Genomic DNA, 16765 nt, shown 5'->3' on the forward strand with positions numbered 1-16765 from the left:
TTTGGAATGCACACCACTGCAGGTGCACATTCAAAAACCGATCCGAAAACCACAACCAACCACAACCAACCGCATACAACGACAAACCGCGCCCGTTTGAAGGCGCGAAAGCCCGGAAGGCCAAATCAGCCTTCCGGGCCAGGTCGGTGCCGGGCGAATTACTTCAGTTCCGCCTTGGCGCCAGCTTCCTCAAGCTTCTTCTTCGCGGCTTCGGCGTCAGCCTTGGCCACGCCTTCCTTCACCGCCTTGGGCGCTGCGTCCACCAGGTCCTTGGCTTCCTTCAGGCCCAGGCCCGTCAGTTCGCGCACGGCCTTGATGACGGACACCTTGTTGGCGCCGACTTCCAGCAGCATGACGTTGAATTCCGTCTGCTCTTCAACAACCGCTGCAGCGGCGCCAGCACCCGGGGCGGCAACCGCCATGGATGCGGCGGACACGCCGAACTTCTCTTCGAACGCCTTCACCAGGTCGTTCAGTTCCAGAACCGTCATGCCACCGACGGCGTCCAGAATGTCGTCTTTGCTCAATGCCATTTTGTGTACTCCTGAATTCAATCAATAAAGGTTGGGTAGAACTACGGGTCGTTCCGTGTCGCGAAGGGTCGAAACGTGGATGGCTTCACTGCGCTCAGGCAGCGGCCTCTTCCTCGCGCTTCTTCGCCAGTGCGGCCACCGAGCCGACAAAGCCGGTGAGCGGTGCCTGCATCACGCCCAGCAACTTGGCGAGAAGCTCCTCGCGGCTGGGAATGTTGGCGAGCTGCTTGACGCTGTCGGCATCGAGCAGTTTGCCGTTGGTGGCGCCGCCGCGGATGACCATCTTGTCGTTGGTCTTGGCAAAGTCGTTGATGACTTTGGCCGCCGCAATGGCATCCTCGGAAAACCCGTAGATCAAGGGGCCGGTCATTTCACCGGCAAGCACCTCGAAACCGGTACCTGTCACAGCGCGTCGGGCTAGCGTATTTTTCAGAACTTGCAGATGCACGCCTTTGCTGCGCGCTTGCGCACGCAGCCGGGTCATAGGCTCCACATCGATTCCGCGGTATTCCGCCAGCACCAGAGTTTGCGCCTTGCTCGCAAGCGCCGCGACCTGGGTCACGACGGCTTGTTTTTCAGTGCGATTCAGACTCAAGGTTGACTCCTGAAGAAAATGGCCTGGACACCGAAGTGCCACAAACCGGGTTGCAGCGTCCTCTGGAGCTCAACAACCCGCCTGGCAGGGCCAGACGAGACTGAAGTTCCCAGCGGGTTCGCCATCTGCGTCGGCTTCGAAGCTCGGGTTGCCCCGTTCTTCGTCATTAAGAGATCAAGGCATCTCGCCAACGGTCTTGGATCGCTCGGGTTTGCGCCACGGTTGAAACATTGCAAACCCGACCCACCAAATTTGTTCACGGCAGCGGACCAGCCGCTGCCACTTCATTCCAAATGGCTCAAGCCGTCGCCATGATGCTGGCCGCGTCCACGCGCAGGCCGACGCCCATGGTGGAAGACACCGCGACCTTGCGCAGGTACACGCCCTTGGCCGTTTGTGGGCGCGACTTGTTCAGCGCCTCCACCAAGGCTTGCAGATTGCTCTTCAGCGCATCGGGTTGGAAGGAGGCGCGGCCGATGGTCGAATGCACGATGCCGGCCTTGTCGGCGCGGAACTGCACTTGACCCGCCTTCGCGTTCTTCACGGCGCCAGCCACGTCGGGCGTCACGGTGCCGACCTTCGGGTTGGGCATCAAGCCGCGCGGGCCGAGAATTTGGCCGAGAGCGCCAACGATGCGCATGGCGTCGGGCGAGGCGATGACCACGTCGAAATTCAGATTGCCGGCCTTCACTTGCTCGGCCAGATCTTCAAAGCCGACGATGTCGGCGCCGGCAGCCTTGGCTTCCTCAGCCTTGGCGCCTTGCGCGAACACCGCCACGCGCTTGACCTTGCCGGTTCCGGCGGGCAGCACGACCGAGCCGCGCACGACCTGGTCGGATTTGCGGGCGTCAATGCCCAGGGCCACGGCAACGTCGATGGATTCATCGAACTTGGCCACGGCGCATTCCTTGATCAGGTTCAGCGCGTCGTCCACCGAGTACAGCTTGTTCGCCTCGACTTTGGCGCGCAGTGCCGCATAGCGCTTGGGTAGTTTCTTGGCCATTTACACGCCCTCCACAATCACGCCCATCGAGCGGGCCGTACCCGCGATGGTGCGCACGGCCGCATCCAGATCGGCGGCAGTCAGATCTTTCATCTTGGTCTTGGCAATGTCCTCGAGCTGCGCACGAGAAATCTTGCCAACCTTGTCGGTCAGCGGCTTGGCCGAGCCTTTATCCAACTTGATCGCCTTCTTGATCAACACGCCGGCGGGCGGGGTCTTGATGATGAAGGTGAACGACTTGTCGGCATAAGCCGTGATGACCACGGGCAACGCCAAGCCTGGCTCCACGCCCTGGGTCTGGGCGTTGAACGCCTTGCAGAACTCCATGATGTTGAGACCACGCTGGCCCAGGGCCGGGCCGATGGGCGGTGACGGATTGGCCTTGCCGGCCGGGACTTGCAGCTTGATGAAGCCGACGATTTTCTTCGCCATGCAGTTTCTCCTATCGAGTTCAAACGCCCACGCGAGCAGGCTCCTCGTTCATGCGGCCTCTGCAATTCCGAAATCAATCGGAACCGGGTTCATCGCAGCATGCCGGGCCGCCCGCATGTCGCGTTGTGCCTGGATGCGTTCCCTGTTCGGGCCCAGCTCCAGGTTATAAAAACCATGCGGTCAGAGTTTTTCGACCTGTTGGAATTCAAGCTCCACCGGAGTGGCACGACCAAAGATGGTGACCGAGACGCGCAGCCGCGATTTCTCGTAGTTCACCTCCTCGACATTGCCATTGAAGTCGGTGAATGGGCCTTCTTTGACCCGCACCATCTCGCCGGACTCGAACAGCACCTTGGGGCGCGGCTTTTCCACGCCTTCCTGGATCTGGCTCATGATCTTGCTGACATCGGCTTCGCTGATCGGCGCGGGCCGATTCTTGGCGCCGCCGACGAAGCCCGTCACCTTGCTGGTGTGCTTCACCAGGTGCCAGGTGGCGTCATCCATTTCCATCTCGACGAGCACATAGCCAGGGAAGAATCGGCGTTCGGTAATGGTCTTGCGACCATTTTTCATCTCCACGACTTCTTCGGTCGGCACCAGAATGCGGCCGAATTTCGACTGCATTCCAGCCCGCTCGATGCGCTCGAGCAAATTGCGCTCGACCGCCTTTTCCATGCCTGAATAGGCATGCACGACGTACCACTGCTTGAGGCCGGCAGGCAAGGTTTCAACCATCGACCACTCCGATTAATGTTTCCAACCCAGGATCAGGTCGTAGAAAATCCACTCAAGCGACTTATCGGTGATCCAGAGGAAAAGGGCCATCAGGATGACGAAGCCGAAGACGATCGCCGTCATCTGGATGGCTTCCTTGCGCTCCGGCCAGACGACCTTGCGCACCTCACGAACAGATTCTCGAGTATAGGCAATCAGGGCTTTCCCGGGTTCCGAGAGCAGGAATAACCCGGCTGCCAGCGCCAGTAAAACCACCAGAGCGAGCACGCGCAGCCACAACTCCTGGCTGTGCAAAAGGTAATAGGCCGCAAAAGCGGCCAGAAAAACAACACCTGCCGCCCCCAGCTTGGCCTTGTCGGCCGCGGTGGAGACGGTTTCTACATTCGGATTGGCCATGGTTGACTGGTTGTGCTGAACCCGGTTGTGGCAGGGGCAGAGGGAATCGAACCCCCAACCTTCGGTTTTGGAGACCGACGCTCTGCCAATTGAGCTATGCCCCTGTGGAACCCTTCTGATTGGCCACTGTACTGCTCATCCCAGGACTGGCTTCGATGCAAGCCCGAAGCCAAACCTTGCCTTACTCGATAATTTTCGCCACGACGCCGGCGCCGACGGTGCGGCCGCCCTCGCGAATGGCAAAGCGCAGGCCTTCTTCCATGGCGATCGGGTGGATGAGTTTGACGGTGATGCTCACATTATCGCCCGGCATGACCATTTCCTTGTCCTTGGGCAGTTCGATGGCGCCGGTGACGTCGGTGGTGCGGAAGTAGAACTGCGGGCGGTAGTTGTTGAAGAACGGGGTGTGACGCCCGCCCTCGTCCTTGGAGAGCACGTAGATCTCGGCGGTGAAGTGGGTGTGGGGCTTGACGCTGCCGGGCTTGCACAGCACCTGGCCGCGCTGCACGTCTTCGCGCTTGGTGCCGCGCAGCAGGATGCCCACGTTGTCGCCCGCCTGGCCCTGGTCGAGCAGCTTGCGGAACATTTCCACGCCGGTGCAGGTGGTCTTTTGGGTGGCGGCGATGCCGACGATCTCGATTTCTTCGCCTACCTTGATGATGCCGCGCTCGATGCGCCCGGTCACCACGGTGCCGCGCCCGGAGATGGAGAACACGTCTTCCACGGGCATGAGGAAGGCGCCGTCGACCGCGCGCTCGGGCGTGGGGATGTAGGTGTCCAGGGCGTCGGCCAGGCGCAAGATGGCTTGTTCGCCGAGCTCGCCCTTGTCGCCTTCCAGGGCCAGCTTGGCGGAGCCGTGGATGATGGGGGTGTCGTCGCCGGGGAAGTTGTACTTGGTGAGCAGCTCGCGCACTTCCATCTCGACGAGCTCGAGCAGCTCGGCGTCGTCGACCATGTCGCACTTGTTGAGAAAGACGATGATGTAGGGCACGCCGACCTGGCGCGCCAGCAGGATGTGCTCGCGGGTCTGGGGCATGGGGCCGTCGGCGGCCGACACCACCAGGATGGCGCCGTCCATCTGCGCCGCGCCGGTGATCATGTTCTTGACGTAGTCGGCGTGCCCGGGGCAGTCGACGTGGGCGTAGTGCCGGTTCTTGGTCTCGTACTCGACGTGCGCGGTGTTGATGGTGATGCCGCGCGCCTTCTCCTCCGGCGCCGCGTCGATCTGGTCGTACGCCTTGGCTTCGCCGCCGAACTTGCTCGACAGCACCGTGGTGATGGCCGCCGTCAGCGTGGTCTTGCCGTGGTCCACGTGGCCTATCGTCCCCACGTTCACGTGTGGCTTGGTCCGCTCAAATTTGCTCTTCGCCATGATGAATGCTCCTGAAGACGATAGTGATGGGTTAAAACTGAAACTGAAGACTTGAACTTGAATGTGGTGCCCATGGCGGGAATCGGACCCGCGACCTCTCCCTTACCAAGGGAGTGCTCTACCACTGAGCCACATGGGCGAATGAGGTACTGCCTAAACCGACTGCTGCGCCACTCGAACCGAGGCTGCGAACCGCTCCCGCAGCGTCCAGGGTGGAGCGGGAGACGGGAATCGAACCCGCGCCATCAGCTTGGAAGGCTGAGGTTCTACCATTGAACTACTCCCGCCTCGGCCAACAAACGCACCAATCAACACGCGCCCAACTGAGTTCAATTGCGTCCGATCTGCCAGGCGCCAGGGCTTTCATGTGCACCGTGGCCGACGAACTTCAGCAGGAATCAGCGGTTTCGCTTGGTGGAGGAGGTTGGATTCGAACCAACGTAGGCGTAAGCCAACAGATTTACAGTCTGCCCCCTTTAGCCACTCGGGCACCCCTCCGAGGCGAACCTAAAATTTTCAGGTTGTTCGTAAGATTTGTCAACTGAAATCTGTCGGCAAATCGGTTCAAGCAGGTTCGCGGGTGGCAAAGAAGTTCGCCAGTGCGCGCCCGGGATCAGGCGCTCGCATGAAGGCTTCGCCCACGAGGAAGGCGTGAACTCCGCCGGCGCGCATCCTGGCGGCGTCTGCAGGGGACAGGATGCCGCTCTCCGTGACCACCAGGCGGCCAGCCGGCATGGCGGCAAGCAGTTCGAGCGTGGTTTCCAAGCGGGTTTCGAATGTGCGCAGATTGCGATTGTTCACGCCGATCAGGGGCGTGCGCCGCGACAGGGCGCGGTCGAGTTCGCCGCGGTCGTGCACTTCGACCAGCACGTCGAGGCCGTATGTCAGGGCGCAATCTTCCAGTTCCTGCATTTGCGTGTCGCTCAGCGCAGCGGCGATCAGCAGGATGCAGTCGGCTCCCATGGCCGCCGACTCGGCCACTTGGTAGGCGTCGACGATGAAGTCTTTGCGCAGCACCGGCAAGGTGCAGGCCGCACGCGCCTGCACCAGATATTCGGGCGCGCCCTGAAAGTAGTCACGATCGGTGAGAACCGACAAGCAGGTCGCGCCATGGCTGGCGTAGCTTGCGGCGATGTCGGCAGGAAGGAAATCCGCGCGCAACACGCCTTTGGAGGGGCTGGCCTTTTTCACCTCGGCGATCACGGCAGCTCCGCCCGCTGCCACGCGCGCCTGCATCGCGGCGGCAAATCCGCGCCGCGGCCCCTGGGCGCGGGCCTCGGCCTGCAGCGTGGACAAGGGGCGCGAGACGCGGGCTGCCGCGATTTCGCGAGCCTTGGTCGCCAGGATGCGCTGCAGGATGTCGCTCATGCTGAAGCCGCGCTGGAAGCAGCAACCGATGCAGCGAGTTCGCGCGTGTACGCCACAAAGGCCTCGAGTTTCTCGCGTGCCTGGCCCGTGGCGATGGCCTTGCGCGCCAGTTCCAAGCCGTCGGACAGCGAGGCGGCGAGCCCTGATGCATAGAGCGCGCAGCCGGCGTTGAACAGCACCACATCGCGCACCGGGCCGTCCACATCGTCCAGCGCCAGGCGCATGCGCCCGGCCGATTCTTGCGGGGTCTTCACCTGCAAGTCCTGCAAGGTGCAGCATTTCAGGCCGAAGTCGGAGGGGTGGATGCGGTATTCGAGAATTTGACCGTCCTTGAGCTCGCCGACCATGGTCTCGCCGCACAGCGAGACTTCATCCATGCCATCCAGCCCATGCACCACCAGCACATGCTGGCTGCCCAGGCGCTGCAGCACGCGCACCAGAATGCCGACGAGATCGGGGTGGAACACGCCCAGCAGCTGGTTGGGTGCGCCGGCCGGGTTGGTCAGCGGCCCGAGGATGTTGAACAGGGTGCGCACGCCCAACTCCTTGCGCACCGGCGCGGCGTGCTTCATCGCGGTGTGATGGTTGGGGGCGAACATGAAGCCGATGCCGGTGTCGGCCAGGCACTGCGCCACCTGTTCGGGCCTGAGCTGGATGTTGGCGCCCAAGGCTTCGAGCACATCGGCCGAGCCGCTGGCGGAACTCACGCTGCGCCCGCCGTGCTTGGCCACGCGCGCGCCGGCGGCCGCGGCGACGAACATGCTGGTGGTGGAGATGTTGAAGCTGTGGGCAGCGTCGCCGCCGGTGCCGACGATGTCGACCAGATGGGTGGCGTCGGCCACCGGCACCTTGGTGGCGAACTCGCGCATCACCATGGCCGCGGCGGTGATCTCGCCGATGGTTTCCTTTTTCACGCGCAGGCCGGCGATCAGCCCGGCCATCATGACCGGCGACATTTCCCCGGTCATGATGCGGCGCATGAGCGCCAGCATCTCGTCGTGAAAAATCTCGCGGTGCTCGATCACGCGCACCAGCGCTTCCTGATTGGTGATAGGCATGGGGCAGGCTCCAGATGGCGTTTTTTAGTGCGCGGACGGACGCAGGAAGTTCTGCAGCAGGCGGTGGCCATGCTCGGTTTCGATGGATTCCGGATGGAACTGCACACCTTCGATGGCGTACTGCCGGTGGCGCACGCCCATGATCTCGCCGTCTTCGGTCGTGGCCGTGATCTCCAGGCAGGCGGGCAACGTATCGCGGGCGATCGCCAGCGAGTGGTAGCGCACCACGGTGTAGGGGCTGGGCAGGCCGTCGAACACGCCGCGGCCATCATGCGAGATGGCGCTGGTCTTGCCGTGCATGATGGTCTGCGCGCGGACCACCTGTCCGCCGAAAGCCGCGCCAATGGCCTGGTGCCCCAGACAGACGCCGAGGATGGGAAGCCGCCCGGCAAAGTGCTGCAGCACCGCCACGCTCACGCCCGCCTCGGCCGGGGAGCAGGGGCCTGGGGAGATGACGATGCGCTCGGGCGCCAGCGCCGCGATCTCGGCCAGGGTGAGTTCGTCGTTGCGAATGGTGCGTACGTCCTGGCCGAGTTCGCCGAAGTACTGCACCAGGTTGAAGGTGAAACTGTCGTAGTTGTCGATCATCAGCAGCATGTCTGGGATCCTGTGGGATGTTTGCGAACGGTCCATTCCGCCTCGGGTTCAACGCCGAGGCCCGCGAGGTGCGAGCGTCAGGCGTGGGCGGGAATCTTGCGAGCGCCACGCAGGCGCAGGGGGTATCAGGCGCCTGGCTTGCGCCAATGCCGACGCTGGACGCGTGGGAAAAGGCTGGAGGACGACAGGGAGATCATGGGCACATTATCGCCGCTCGGCCCGCGGCCCGCGTGTCTGTCTGCCGGGCAGCGGCCTGGGTCGGCGGCAGCCCGAACTCAGGCCGCGGCTTCCAGGTCTTGCACCTGGCGGATGTACTCCGCCATGGCTTGCGCCGAGTCCTGGCCACGCCTGGCCGCCCAGGCGTCCCACTTGGCGCGGGCGACAAAATCCATCGCGCCGGGACGCTCGCCTTGCGCGTCGCCCGAGGACGCCTGCTTGTACAGGGCGTAAAGCCGCAGCAGCGTGGCAGGGTCGGGGCGCTGGCTCAAGGATTTGGAGCGGGAGACGGCGTCGAGGAAATCGGCTTGCAGCTTGGGGTCCATCCTGGTGTCCATGGGGCGCGCAAAAAAGTCTGGGTCGTACGGGCTGCGGCGTGGCGACTGGCGCAGCGAACCGCTGCAGCCTGGCCTGCCGCTGCACGATGCCGCGGTGGCACGCTCAGCCCTCGCTGCGTATCCCGGCGTGCACCTGGCCGGCCGGCACATGCAGCGAGGCGGACTGCACGTGGCCGGTCTGGTCGTCGAAGAAAAAGTCGGGTTGGAATTCGCGCAGGAAGGGGCCCTTGTCGAGGCCGCCGAGGAACATGGCTTCATCGACCGCGATGTTCCAGTGCATCAGCGTGCGGATGGCACGCTCATGCGCCGGCGCGCTGCGGGCGGTGACCAGGGCGGTGCGCAGGCGCATGGCGACGGCGCCCGTGCTGGCCGCGCTTTGCAGCCGGTGCAAGGCTTCGAGCAGGGGTTTGAACGGGCCGGGCGGCAGCGGCAGCGCCGCCTTGCTGGCTTCGTGCTGCTGGAACGCGGGCAGGCCTTGCGCCTGGAACACGCGCTCGGCTTCATCGGAGAACAACACGGCGTCGCCGTCGAAGGCGATGCGCACCTCGGTCGGGTGCGCCTCCGAGGCGTGGGCGGATTGCGGGTAGACCTGCGCCGCAGCGAAGCCTGCAGCCAGCGCCGCGCGCACGTCGTCGGTGTTGGTGGACAGGAACAGGTTGGCCTGCAGCGCGTGCAGATAGTGGTAGGGCGGACGGCCGCGGGTGAACACGCCGCGGTCGATGGGCGTGGCATGATGCCGCGCCGAGCGGAACACGCGCAGCCCCGACACCGGGTCGTTGCGCGACAGCAGCACCACTTCCACCCGATCGCGCTCGGCGTCGCTGGTGTTGAACGCGAGCAGCTTGCGCACCAGCTGGAATGCCACGCCGGGTTGGGCCGGGCGCTCGATGCGGTCGAGTTGCAGGCGCATATAGGCCGCATCGTCGGATTCTTCGAAGATGCGGTTCTCCTCCTCGAAATCGAACAGGGCACGCGAGGAGATGGCCACCACCAGACGGTCTTGCAGCGTCGAACTCATGATGCAAGGGTAGCCGACAACTGCCACCGCACGAGTTGTCCGGCCGACATGGGCCTGGCGTGGAAATAGCCCTGGATGAACTCGACCCCCGCATCCGTGAGGCTCAAGCGCACCTGGATCATCCCCTCGCGTCCTCGCGGAAGGCATGTTTGAAGGCGTTGCTGACGGCCTCGCTGGTCAGCAATCCACAGGGGATGGCTGTTTTGAGGTCCAGTGTCACGGGCTGGACTTCGGACGATACCTTGATGCGTTCATGCCCCAGGGTTTGGCGCAGTTCGGCGAGCAGCAATGTGAGAGCCAAGCCGGAGGCCGGGACGATTTGTGGTGTGAGGTTGCGCTGGGCACGCTCGAACGCCCGCAGCGAGGCAAAGCTCAAGGCCCAGCGGCGGCCGGAAAAATCCAGCGTCAGCGTTTCCTGGAACGCGCTATCCCCCGGGCTTGCGGACCGCTGTAGAGCATCCCGCCACCGTGGGCGCCGAGGTCGTGAATGCGCAGCGTGAAATCCGTGCCCAGTCCCTGCCCGCTGGGCAGGTTTGTCGATCAAGTCCTGCGCACGCACCGGCATATACACCCAGCCCCGCAGGGCGGCACCTCGCTCGGCTGGGGTGGCACGCGGCTGGATATGGTGAAACACGGGCATAGAGAGCAGGAAGCCGGACCGGGCCGTGGTGCGCGGTTGCCCGGGCTGTTCGGGCTTCGTAGGTGGGTCCGGGGGCGTTGTGTTGAGATTCTTGGGCTGATCCCGCACCAGTCCAACCATGCCGCTGAGGGCGGCTTGCCTGCTGTCACGGGCCGATTGCATGGCGGTCCACCGCACTGGGTTGGAAGACATGTCGTAGCCGATGGCGCGTTTGTCGGCGGCGTTCAGCGGTTCAAGATGAAGAAAGAATGGCGGAGACATGGGAGCTGGAACTGGCGGGCCGAATGTGGAAATCGGTCACACCCTCAGCAACCATGCGCTGCTGCAAGGAGGCAATGTCCGAGCGAGGCTTCCGGGTGCCGCAGCCTGACCCGGAGCGCAAGAGGCGCCGCCCATCGCCGCACACGCGAGGAAGCGCGCGAGTCGGCGGATGGATGCCGCTCTCGGCGGGCGGGGTGGACATATGGAGTTGCGGACGTCAGAGCCGGATGCAGCCCCGCCCAATGTAACCAAACATCGCATCCAGATCCAAGAATGCAAACGCTGCTTGACAAGTTCCAAGCATGGCAGTTGCCGATGCCGTCAACTGGCGATGACCGGATTGCCCAGCCGGAGGCTACTTCACCAGATTATTGAGTTGGATGATGGGCAGCATCACCGCCAGGACGATGATGAGCACCAGCACCCCCATGCCCAGAATGAGCAGCGGCTCGAGGATGGTGACGAGGGTGAAGGCCCGGCGCTGCACTTCCTGGCCATGCTGGTCGGCGGCGCGCTCCAGCATCTGTGGCAAGGTGCCGGTTTGTTCGCCCAGGCGGATGAAGGTGATGAGCACGGGCGGGAAGCGCTTGTGCAGCCCGAGCGCGGCCGACAGCGTCGAGCCCTCGCGCACCAGCGCCAAGGCTTCCTGCGCGTCGGCCTTGAGCACGGTGTTCGCCAGGGTGTCGATGGCGGCCTGCAGCGCACGCAGGATGGGCACGCCGGCGGCGGTGAGAATGGCCAGCGTGGAGGCGAAGCGGGCGGTGTTCAGACCCCGCACCAATCGCCCCAGCAGCGGACTGCGCAGCAGCGCACCGTCCAGCGCGGCGCGTGGCCCCGACAATTGCAGCGCCTGCCGCGCCAGCACGCCGCCCACCACCAGCACCCCGATGATGGCCCAGCCCCAGTGGCGCAGGAAGTGGCTCAAGGCAATGAGGCCGATGGTGAGGATGGGCAGTTTTTGATGCGCGCCCTGGAAGACGCCCACCACCTGCGGCACGACATAGGTGAGCAGCAGCGTCACCACGGCGATGGCCACCAGCACGACGATGGCCGGATAGGCCATGGCCTGAATCAGCTTGCCGCGCAACTGCTGCGCGTTTTCGAGATAGTCGGCCAGGCTTTCCAGCACCAGGCCGAGATTGCCGCTGTCCTCGCCGGCCGCCACCAGGGCGCGGTAGATGGACGAGAACTCGCGCGGACGCTGCGACAGCGCCGCGGCCAGGCTGTGGCCGCCTGCGACTTCGCTCTTGATGGCCGAGAGCATGTGGCCGACCTCGGCGCGGTCAGCGTCGTCGGCCAGCGCCGCCAGGGCCCGCTCCAGCGGCAGGCCCGACACCAGCAGGCCCGCAATCTGGCGCGTGAGCAAGGCGAGTTGCTGGGTGTTGAGCAGGCGCCGCCTGAAACGCCGCACCTCGCCCGGCGCGGCCTCGGCGACGATGGCGTCGACCTCCAGCGGAATGAGCCCGCGCGCCCGCAACATGCCGCGCGCGCCCCGCGCACTGTCGGCCTCCAGCACCCCGCGCTGCTCGGTGGCGGCGGAGTCGAGAGCGACGAAGCGGTAGGCGGGCATGAAAGCGTGCAGACCTCAGGCTGCGACTTGCTCGAAACTGAAATGCGGGATGTCGGCGCGTTCGCGCGCGTGTTCAAGGGTGAGTGCGCACATTTGCGCTTGCGCGTCGTATTCAACCAGCGTGTCTTCATCCAGGTCACGCGTTTCGACAACCTGGCTGTCATCGCGCATGGTGATGTAGGGCGTGTCGGTGTCAGCAAAGTGGCGAATTTTCACGTCTTGAATCCTCGGTCGAAAAAGGCATTGTGAACAGTCGATCCAGCTTCCAGCAGCACCACGCGCAGAACACGCCCATCTGCTTGAGGGACGGGCGCCCAAAGCCGAATTCTCCCGTCGCTTTGCACTTCACGCCGGACAGGCGCCGCAAGGACCTGTTCGATCCACGCCAAGTCGATGGCCTGGCGATCGGCGCGTTCTCGCGTGGCATGGGGAGATGCGCCGTGGTTTGCATGCTGTCCGTGTCAGGCGCTATTCCCGCGTCACCCGCATCAGCTCGGCCATCGAGGTCTCGCCAGTCAGCACCCAGGGCATGCCGTCGTCGCGCATGGTGTGCATGCCGGCGGCGGTGGCCAGGCGGCGCAATTCGGCTTCGCTGGCGCGCTCGTGCACGGCGGCGCGGATGGCGTCGTTGGCGGTGAGCAGTTCGAACACGCCGGTGCGGCCGCTGTAGCCGGTGTGGTTGCAGATCGGGCAGCCCACGGCTTCCAAGCCCGGACCGTCGACGGCGGGTTTTTTGCACGCCTGGCACAGCTTGCGCACCAGGCGTTGCGCCAGCACGCCGAGCAGCGAGGAGGCGAGCAGGAAGGGTTCGACCCCCATGTCGATGAGGCGTGTCACGGCCGATGGCGAGTCGTTGGTGTGCAGCGTGGCCAGCACGAGGTGGCCGGTGAGCGAGGCCTGGATGGCGATCTGCGCGGTTTCGAAATCGCGGATTTCGCCGATCATCACCACGTCCGGGTCTTGCCGCAGGATAGCGCGCAGGGCGCGGGCGAAGGTCAGGTCGATGCGCGGATTCACCTGCGTCTGGCCGATGCCGTGCAGATCGTATTCCACCGGGTCTTCCACCGTCATGATGTTGGTGGTGGTGGCGTCCAGCCGCGCCAGCGTGGAATACAGGGTGGTGGTCTTGCCGCTGCCGGTCGGGCCGGTGACGAGGATCAGGCCATGCGGGTGGTGCACCAGCGCGTCGAACTGCTGCAGCATCGTGGGCGACATGCCCACGGCGCGCAGGTCGAGCTTGGCCGCGGATTTGTCGAGCAGGCGCATGACGGCGCGCTCGCCATGGGCGCAGGGCAAGGTGGACACGCGCACGTCCAGCGCGCGGCCGCCGATGCGCAGCGAAATGCGCCCGTCCTGCGGCAGGCGCTTTTCGGCGATGTCGAGCTGGGCCAGGATTTTCACCCGCGAAATGAGCGCGCCGTGCAGCGCCTTGTTCGGCCGCACGACGTCGCGCAGCGCGCCGTCGACGCGAAAGCGCACCACCGAGGACAGCTCGTAGGGCTCGATGTGGATGTCGCTGGCGCCGTCGCGCGCGGCCTGGGTGAACAGCACGTTGAGCATGCGGATGATGGGGGCGTCGTCGGCCGCTTCCAGCAGGTCCTCCACCGCCGGCAGGTCTTGCATCAGGCGGGAAAGATCGACATCGCCCTCGACCTCGCTCACCACTTCGGCGGCACTGCCGTCGCGTGCGGCGTACGCGGTGCCGATGCGCTGCTGCAGCTCGGTTGCCGTCACCCGCTGCAAGGTTTGCACCGCATGCGTGCGCTGCACCTCGGCCAGGCCGGCGGCGCGCGTGGTTTCGCTCACCCAGAGTTTGAGCAGCGCGCCGTCCTGCTCGGCCAGCAGGGACTGGTCGCGGCAGAAGGCGTAAGGCAGCGGGTAGCGCAGCGACATCGCAGCGGCCTCAAGGCTTGGGCTTGGCCGGGGTGGCTGCCGCCGGTGTGACGGTTGACACGGCGGTGTTGTCCAGCAGCACCAGCAGACGTCGGCCCTGGATTTCGGTCTTGTAGCTGGTGACCTTGCGCAGGCTCAGCACCACGCGCGAGCGGCCTTGCGCTTCCATCACGTTCGCGTTGCGCAGATTGCCCTGCTCGAAGCTCACCACATTGCGCCCCAGGCCGGAGACGACACCGGGAAAGTCGAGCACGATGCTCGGCGGCTGCTCCATGGTGAACCCGGGCGGCGCGTTCAGCAGCGGCTGGGCGAACTCCAGTTGCACGACCGTCTGGCTGCCGTGCTGGCTGGCCTGCACGCCCTGCAGCACATTGCCCTGCTGCTCCACGTTCGGCGATGGGCTGGGCACAGGCGGCGCTGGCGCAAGCGTCGTCGCGGCGCTGGCCGCCGGGCCGCTGCCCGCCGGTGCGGCAGGCGCCGTGTTGGGTGGCGTGATGGTCGGCAGGATCGGGCCCGGGAGATTCGGCATGCCGAACTGCGAGGGCAACTGGCTATTGCTCTGCAAGTTCTGCATGTGGTCGTAGCGGCGCTGGCTGATGCTGCTGCCCTCGCTCTCGGTGCGCACGATGATGGGTCGCAGGAACACCATCAGGTCGGTCTTGGTCATCGTGCGCGAGTTCGAGCGGAACAGCGCGCCGATGCCGGGAATGTCGCCCAGACCGGGGATCTTGCTGTTGTTCTCGCTGACGTTGTCCTGCATCAGGCCGCCGAGCACGATGGTCTGACCGTCGTTCACCAGCACGGCGGTCTGGATCGAGCGCTTGTTGGTGATGATGCCGGCCGAGTTGCTGGTGCTGGCGATGCTCGACACCTCCTGGTACACGTCCATCTTGATGGTGTTGCCGGCGGTGATCTGCGGCCGCACCTTGAGCGTCAGGCCCACGTCCTTGCGCTCCACCGTCTGGAACGGCGTCACCGTCGCGGTGGAGCCGGTCTGCGCGTACTGGCCGGTGATGAAGGGCACGTTCTGGCCGACGACGATCTTGGCGTCTTCGTTGTCAAGGGTCATCAAATTCGGCGCCGAAAGGATGTTGGCGCCGTCGTGGGTCTGCAGGAAATTGGCCAGCAGACCCAGCGTGGCCAGACCGGCGACGTTGTGCAGCAGGCCGATGTTCAGACCGTTGGGGATGGACAGCGCGCCACTGGCGATGGCCTGGCCCGCAGCCGTGCCGCCGGCCGAGATGCCCGCTTGCAGATTGATGATGTTGCTGCCGCCGGTGCCGAAATTGCTGCCGCCGTAAATGGCGTTCTGGTTGCCCGCGCTGCCGGCGATCGCCTGCCACTGGATGCCGAGTTGCGCCGCCTTGTTGGCGTCCACCTCGGCGATCAGCGCCTCCACATACACCTGGGCGCGGCGCACGTCGAGCTGCTGGATGACGCCGCGCAACTGCTGGTAGACCGGCTGCGGAGCATTGATGATGAGCGCGTTCAGCGCCGTGTCGGCGTACACCGAGCCGCCCTCGGGCAGGGCGATGGCCTCGCTGCCGGCGCGTGGCGCGAAATCCGGCGCCTGGCCCAGGCCGGGGCTGGTGGCGCCATTGCTGAAGCTGCTGGTGCTGTTCATGCCCTGCTGCGTGTTCGCCGTATTGCCTTGGGCGATGGGCCGGGCATTGCGTCCGTTCTGCCCGGTGCTGGTGCCCAGGCCGTTATTGGCCAGCACGCCGCGCAGGGTGCGCGCCAGATCGGCAGCGTTGGCGTTGTGCAGATAGACGACGTGAATGTTGTCGGTGTCGTCCGGGCGGTCGAGCTTGGCGATCATCTGCTCGATCTGCACCAGTTGCGCCCCGTTGGCGGCGCGAATGATGAGGGCGTTGCTGCTGCTTTCCGGCAGCACCACGGCGCGCATGCCGTTGGCCCCGGTGACGGCGGCTGCCGGAGCGCCGGGCGCGCCCGGCGACGCGGCTGCCTGCATGTCGATGAGTTTTTGCAGCGTCGCCGCCAGTTCGGCGGCCACCGCGTACTTCAGCGGCACCACGTCCACCTCGCTGCCGGTGGGCACGTCCAGCCCGGCGATGATGCGGGCGAGGCGCTTGAGGTTGTCGGCGTAATCGGTGATGACGAGGGCATTGCTGCCGGGATCGACATTGATGGTGTTGTTCGGCGAAATCAGTGGACGCAGCACCGGCAGCAGATTGCTCGCCGCCTGGTTGCGCAACTGGAAGATTTGCGTCACCACCTGATCGCCCTTGCCTGGAATCGCGGTCAGGCGGTTGCCCACACCCACCGGCGTGGTCTGCAGCCGCGCGTCGGCCTCGGGCACGACCTTGAACACGTCGTCATGCTCCACCACCGCGTAGCCCGCCAGACGCAGTTGCGTCAGCAGCGCCAGGTACACCTGCTGCGGCGGCACGGGTTTCTCGAACTGCAGCGTGATCTGCCCCTTCACCCGTGGGTCGACAATGAAGTTGCGCCCGGTGGCCGCAGCCACCGCCTGCACCGCGCTGGCAATTTCGGCATTCACCAGATTGATGGTCATGGGCGCGTTCGGCCGGGGGCGCGAACCGCCCTCGCCCGGTGCCGCCCAGGCCGGAGGCGGCAGCAAGCCGACCAGGGCCAAGCCCAGCAGCAGCGCGGCCGGCACACGGCGCGCCCTGCCGGACGGTCGTCGCTCCGGTTGTGATGCTCGAGTTGCGGCGCGCGGCTCACTCATATCGGGTTGGTCTCAAGAATCCAGGTTGAT

At 65.0% G+C, this 16765-nt stretch carries 17 protein-coding genes and 4 tRNA genes; all 21 read right to left on the minus strand.

Translation table 11 applies throughout. From position 1 onward, the window contains the following. Positions 1–158: 158 nt before the first annotated feature. Positions 159–533 carry a 50S ribosomal protein L7/L12 gene (gene rplL, locus THIX_RS21240; RefSeq protein ID WP_112487796.1) on the minus strand — a complete coding sequence of 125 codons (375 nt, stop codon included), beginning with the start codon at positions 531–533 and terminating at the stop codon, positions 159–161. Positions 534–627: 94 nt separating this feature from the next. Beyond that, positions 628–1128 (minus strand): 50S ribosomal protein L10, encoded by a 501-nt coding sequence (gene rplJ, locus THIX_RS21245; RefSeq protein WP_112487797.1) that lies wholly within the window; start codon positions 1126–1128, stop codon positions 628–630. Positions 1129–1426: 298 nt separating this feature from the next. Continuing rightward, a complete protein-coding gene (rplA, locus tag THIX_RS21250) occupies positions 1427–2131 on the minus strand; it encodes a 50S ribosomal protein L1 (RefSeq protein ID WP_112487798.1) in 705 nt (234 codons plus the stop codon). Then, complete coding sequence (gene rplK / locus THIX_RS21255; RefSeq protein WP_112487799.1) at positions 2132–2563, minus strand: 50S ribosomal protein L11; 432 nt, start codon at positions 2561–2563, stop codon at positions 2132–2134. A 180-nt stretch (positions 2564–2743) separates the two neighbouring features. Next, a complete protein-coding gene (gene nusG / locus THIX_RS21260; RefSeq protein WP_112487800.1) occupies positions 2744–3298 on the minus strand; it encodes a transcription termination/antitermination protein NusG in 555 nt (184 codons plus the stop codon). Between the two features lie 12 nt (positions 3299–3310). Continuing rightward, entirely contained in the window at positions 3311–3694 is a 384-nt protein-coding gene (secE, locus tag THIX_RS21265) for a preprotein translocase subunit SecE (protein WP_112487801.1), read from the minus strand. 28 nt (positions 3695–3722) lie between these two features. Continuing rightward, positions 3723–3798 (minus strand) — tRNA-Trp (locus THIX_RS21270). A 77-nt stretch (positions 3799–3875) separates the two neighbouring features. Continuing rightward, positions 3876–5066 carry an elongation factor Tu gene (gene tuf, locus THIX_RS21275; protein WP_112487721.1) on the minus strand — a complete coding sequence of 397 codons (1191 nt, stop codon included), beginning with the start codon at positions 5064–5066 and terminating at the stop codon, positions 3876–3878. Positions 5067–5130: 64 nt separating this feature from the next. After that, positions 5131–5205 (minus strand) — tRNA-Thr (locus tag THIX_RS21280). 74 nt (positions 5206–5279) lie between these two features. Beyond that, a tRNA-Gly gene (locus THIX_RS21285) sits at positions 5280–5353 on the minus strand. Between the two features lie 125 nt (positions 5354–5478). After that, positions 5479–5564: transfer RNA gene (locus THIX_RS21290), tRNA-Tyr, on the minus strand. A 66-nt stretch (positions 5565–5630) separates the two neighbouring features. Continuing rightward, the gene (gene trpC, locus THIX_RS21295) at positions 5631–6434 is read right to left on the minus strand and encodes an indole-3-glycerol phosphate synthase TrpC (RefSeq protein WP_112487802.1); all 804 of its coding nucleotides are present in this window, start codon (positions 6432–6434) and stop codon (positions 5631–5633) included. Beyond that, complete coding sequence (trpD, locus tag THIX_RS21300; RefSeq protein WP_112487803.1) at positions 6431–7492, minus strand: anthranilate phosphoribosyltransferase; 1062 nt, start codon at positions 7490–7492, stop codon at positions 6431–6433. The genes trpC and trpD overlap by 4 nt, the downstream gene beginning before the upstream one ends. Positions 7493–7516: 24 nt before the next feature. Further along, a complete protein-coding gene (locus THIX_RS21305) occupies positions 7517–8089 on the minus strand; it encodes an aminodeoxychorismate/anthranilate synthase component II (RefSeq protein WP_112487804.1) in 573 nt (190 codons plus the stop codon). Positions 8090–8364: 275 nt separating this feature from the next. Next, on the minus strand, positions 8365–8643 hold the full coding sequence (locus THIX_RS21310; protein ID WP_233224671.1) for an acyl-CoA-binding protein: 279 nt from the start codon (positions 8641–8643) through the stop codon (positions 8365–8367). A gap of 103 nt (positions 8644–8746) precedes the next feature. Then, entirely contained in the window at positions 8747–9661 is a 915-nt protein-coding gene (locus tag THIX_RS21315) for a 5'-nucleotidase (RefSeq protein ID WP_112487806.1), read from the minus strand. Positions 9662–9779: 118 nt separating this feature from the next. After that, the gene (locus tag THIX_RS21320; protein ID WP_112487807.1) at positions 9780–10562 is read right to left on the minus strand and encodes a CHASE domain-containing protein; all 783 of its coding nucleotides are present in this window, start codon (positions 10560–10562) and stop codon (positions 9780–9782) included. 355 nt (positions 10563–10917) lie between these two features. Beyond that, positions 10918–12132: a type II secretion system inner membrane protein GspF gene (gspF, locus tag THIX_RS21325; protein ID WP_112487808.1), complete on the minus strand. Its 1215-nt coding sequence runs from the start codon at positions 12130–12132 to the stop codon at positions 10918–10920. 15 nt (positions 12133–12147) lie between these two features. Next, positions 12148–12348 carry a DUF2283 domain-containing protein gene (locus THIX_RS21330; RefSeq protein ID WP_112487809.1) on the minus strand — a complete coding sequence of 67 codons (201 nt, stop codon included), beginning with the start codon at positions 12346–12348 and terminating at the stop codon, positions 12148–12150. A 252-nt stretch (positions 12349–12600) separates the two neighbouring features. Beyond that, the gene (gene gspE / locus THIX_RS21340) at positions 12601–14025 is read right to left on the minus strand and encodes a type II secretion system ATPase GspE (protein ID WP_112487811.1); all 1425 of its coding nucleotides are present in this window, start codon (positions 14023–14025) and stop codon (positions 12601–12603) included. 10 nt (positions 14026–14035) lie between these two features. Then, positions 14036–16735 (minus strand): type II secretion system secretin GspD, encoded by a 2700-nt coding sequence (gene gspD / locus THIX_RS21345; RefSeq protein ID WP_112487812.1) that lies wholly within the window; start codon positions 16733–16735, stop codon positions 14036–14038. Positions 16736–16765: the final 30 nt, after the last annotated feature.

It is taken from the genome of Thiomonas sp. X19, assembly GCF_900089495.1.
GTDB lineage: Bacteria > Pseudomonadota > Gammaproteobacteria > Burkholderiales > Burkholderiaceae_C > Thiomonas_A.

Bases quoted from the DNA above. Each gene is read 5' to 3' on its own strand.
- gspF (WP_112487808.1), bottom strand. From the start codon at position 12,132: ATGCCCGCCTACCGCTTCGTCGCTCTCGACTCCGCCGCCACCGAGCAG.
- trpC (WP_112487802.1), bottom strand. From the start codon at position 6,434: ATGAGCGACATCCTGCAGCGCATCCTGGCGACCAAGGCTCGCGAAATC.
- THIX_RS21315 (WP_112487806.1), bottom strand. From the start codon at position 9,661: ATGAGTTCGACGCTGCAAGACCGTCTGGTGGTGGCCATCTCCTCGCGT.
- gspD (WP_112487812.1), bottom strand. From the start codon at position 16,735: ATGAGTGAGCCGCGCGCCGCAACTCGAGCATCACAACCGGAGCGACGA.
- secE (WP_112487801.1), bottom strand. From the start codon at position 3,694: ATGGCCAATCCGAATGTAGAAACCGTCTCCACCGCGGCCGACAAGGCC.
- rplL (WP_112487796.1), bottom strand. From the start codon at position 533: ATGGCATTGAGCAAAGACGACATTCTGGACGCCGTCGGTGGCATGACG.
- THIX_RS21305 (WP_112487804.1), bottom strand. From the start codon at position 8,089: ATGCTGCTGATGATCGACAACTACGACAGTTTCACCTTCAACCTGGTG.
- rplA (WP_112487798.1), bottom strand. From the start codon at position 2,131: ATGGCCAAGAAACTACCCAAGCGCTATGCGGCACTGCGCGCCAAAGTC.
- THIX_RS21320 (WP_112487807.1), bottom strand. From the start codon at position 10,562: ATGTCTCCGCCATTCTTTCTTCATCTTGAACCGCTGAACGCCGCCGAC.
- THIX_RS21310 (WP_233224671.1), bottom strand. From the start codon at position 8,643: ATGGACACCAGGATGGACCCCAAGCTGCAAGCCGATTTCCTCGACGCC.
- tuf (WP_112487721.1), bottom strand. From the start codon at position 5,066: ATGGCGAAGAGCAAATTTGAGCGGACCAAGCCACACGTGAACGTGGGG.
- rplK (WP_112487799.1), bottom strand. From the start codon at position 2,563: ATGGCGAAGAAAATCGTCGGCTTCATCAAGCTGCAAGTCCCGGCCGGC.
- nusG (WP_112487800.1), bottom strand. From the start codon at position 3,298: ATGGTTGAAACCTTGCCTGCCGGCCTCAAGCAGTGGTACGTCGTGCAT.
- gspE (WP_112487811.1), bottom strand. From the start codon at position 14,025: ATGTCGCTGCGCTACCCGCTGCCTTACGCCTTCTGCCGCGACCAGTCC.
- trpD (WP_112487803.1), bottom strand. From the start codon at position 7,492: ATGCCTATCACCAATCAGGAAGCGCTGGTGCGCGTGATCGAGCACCGC.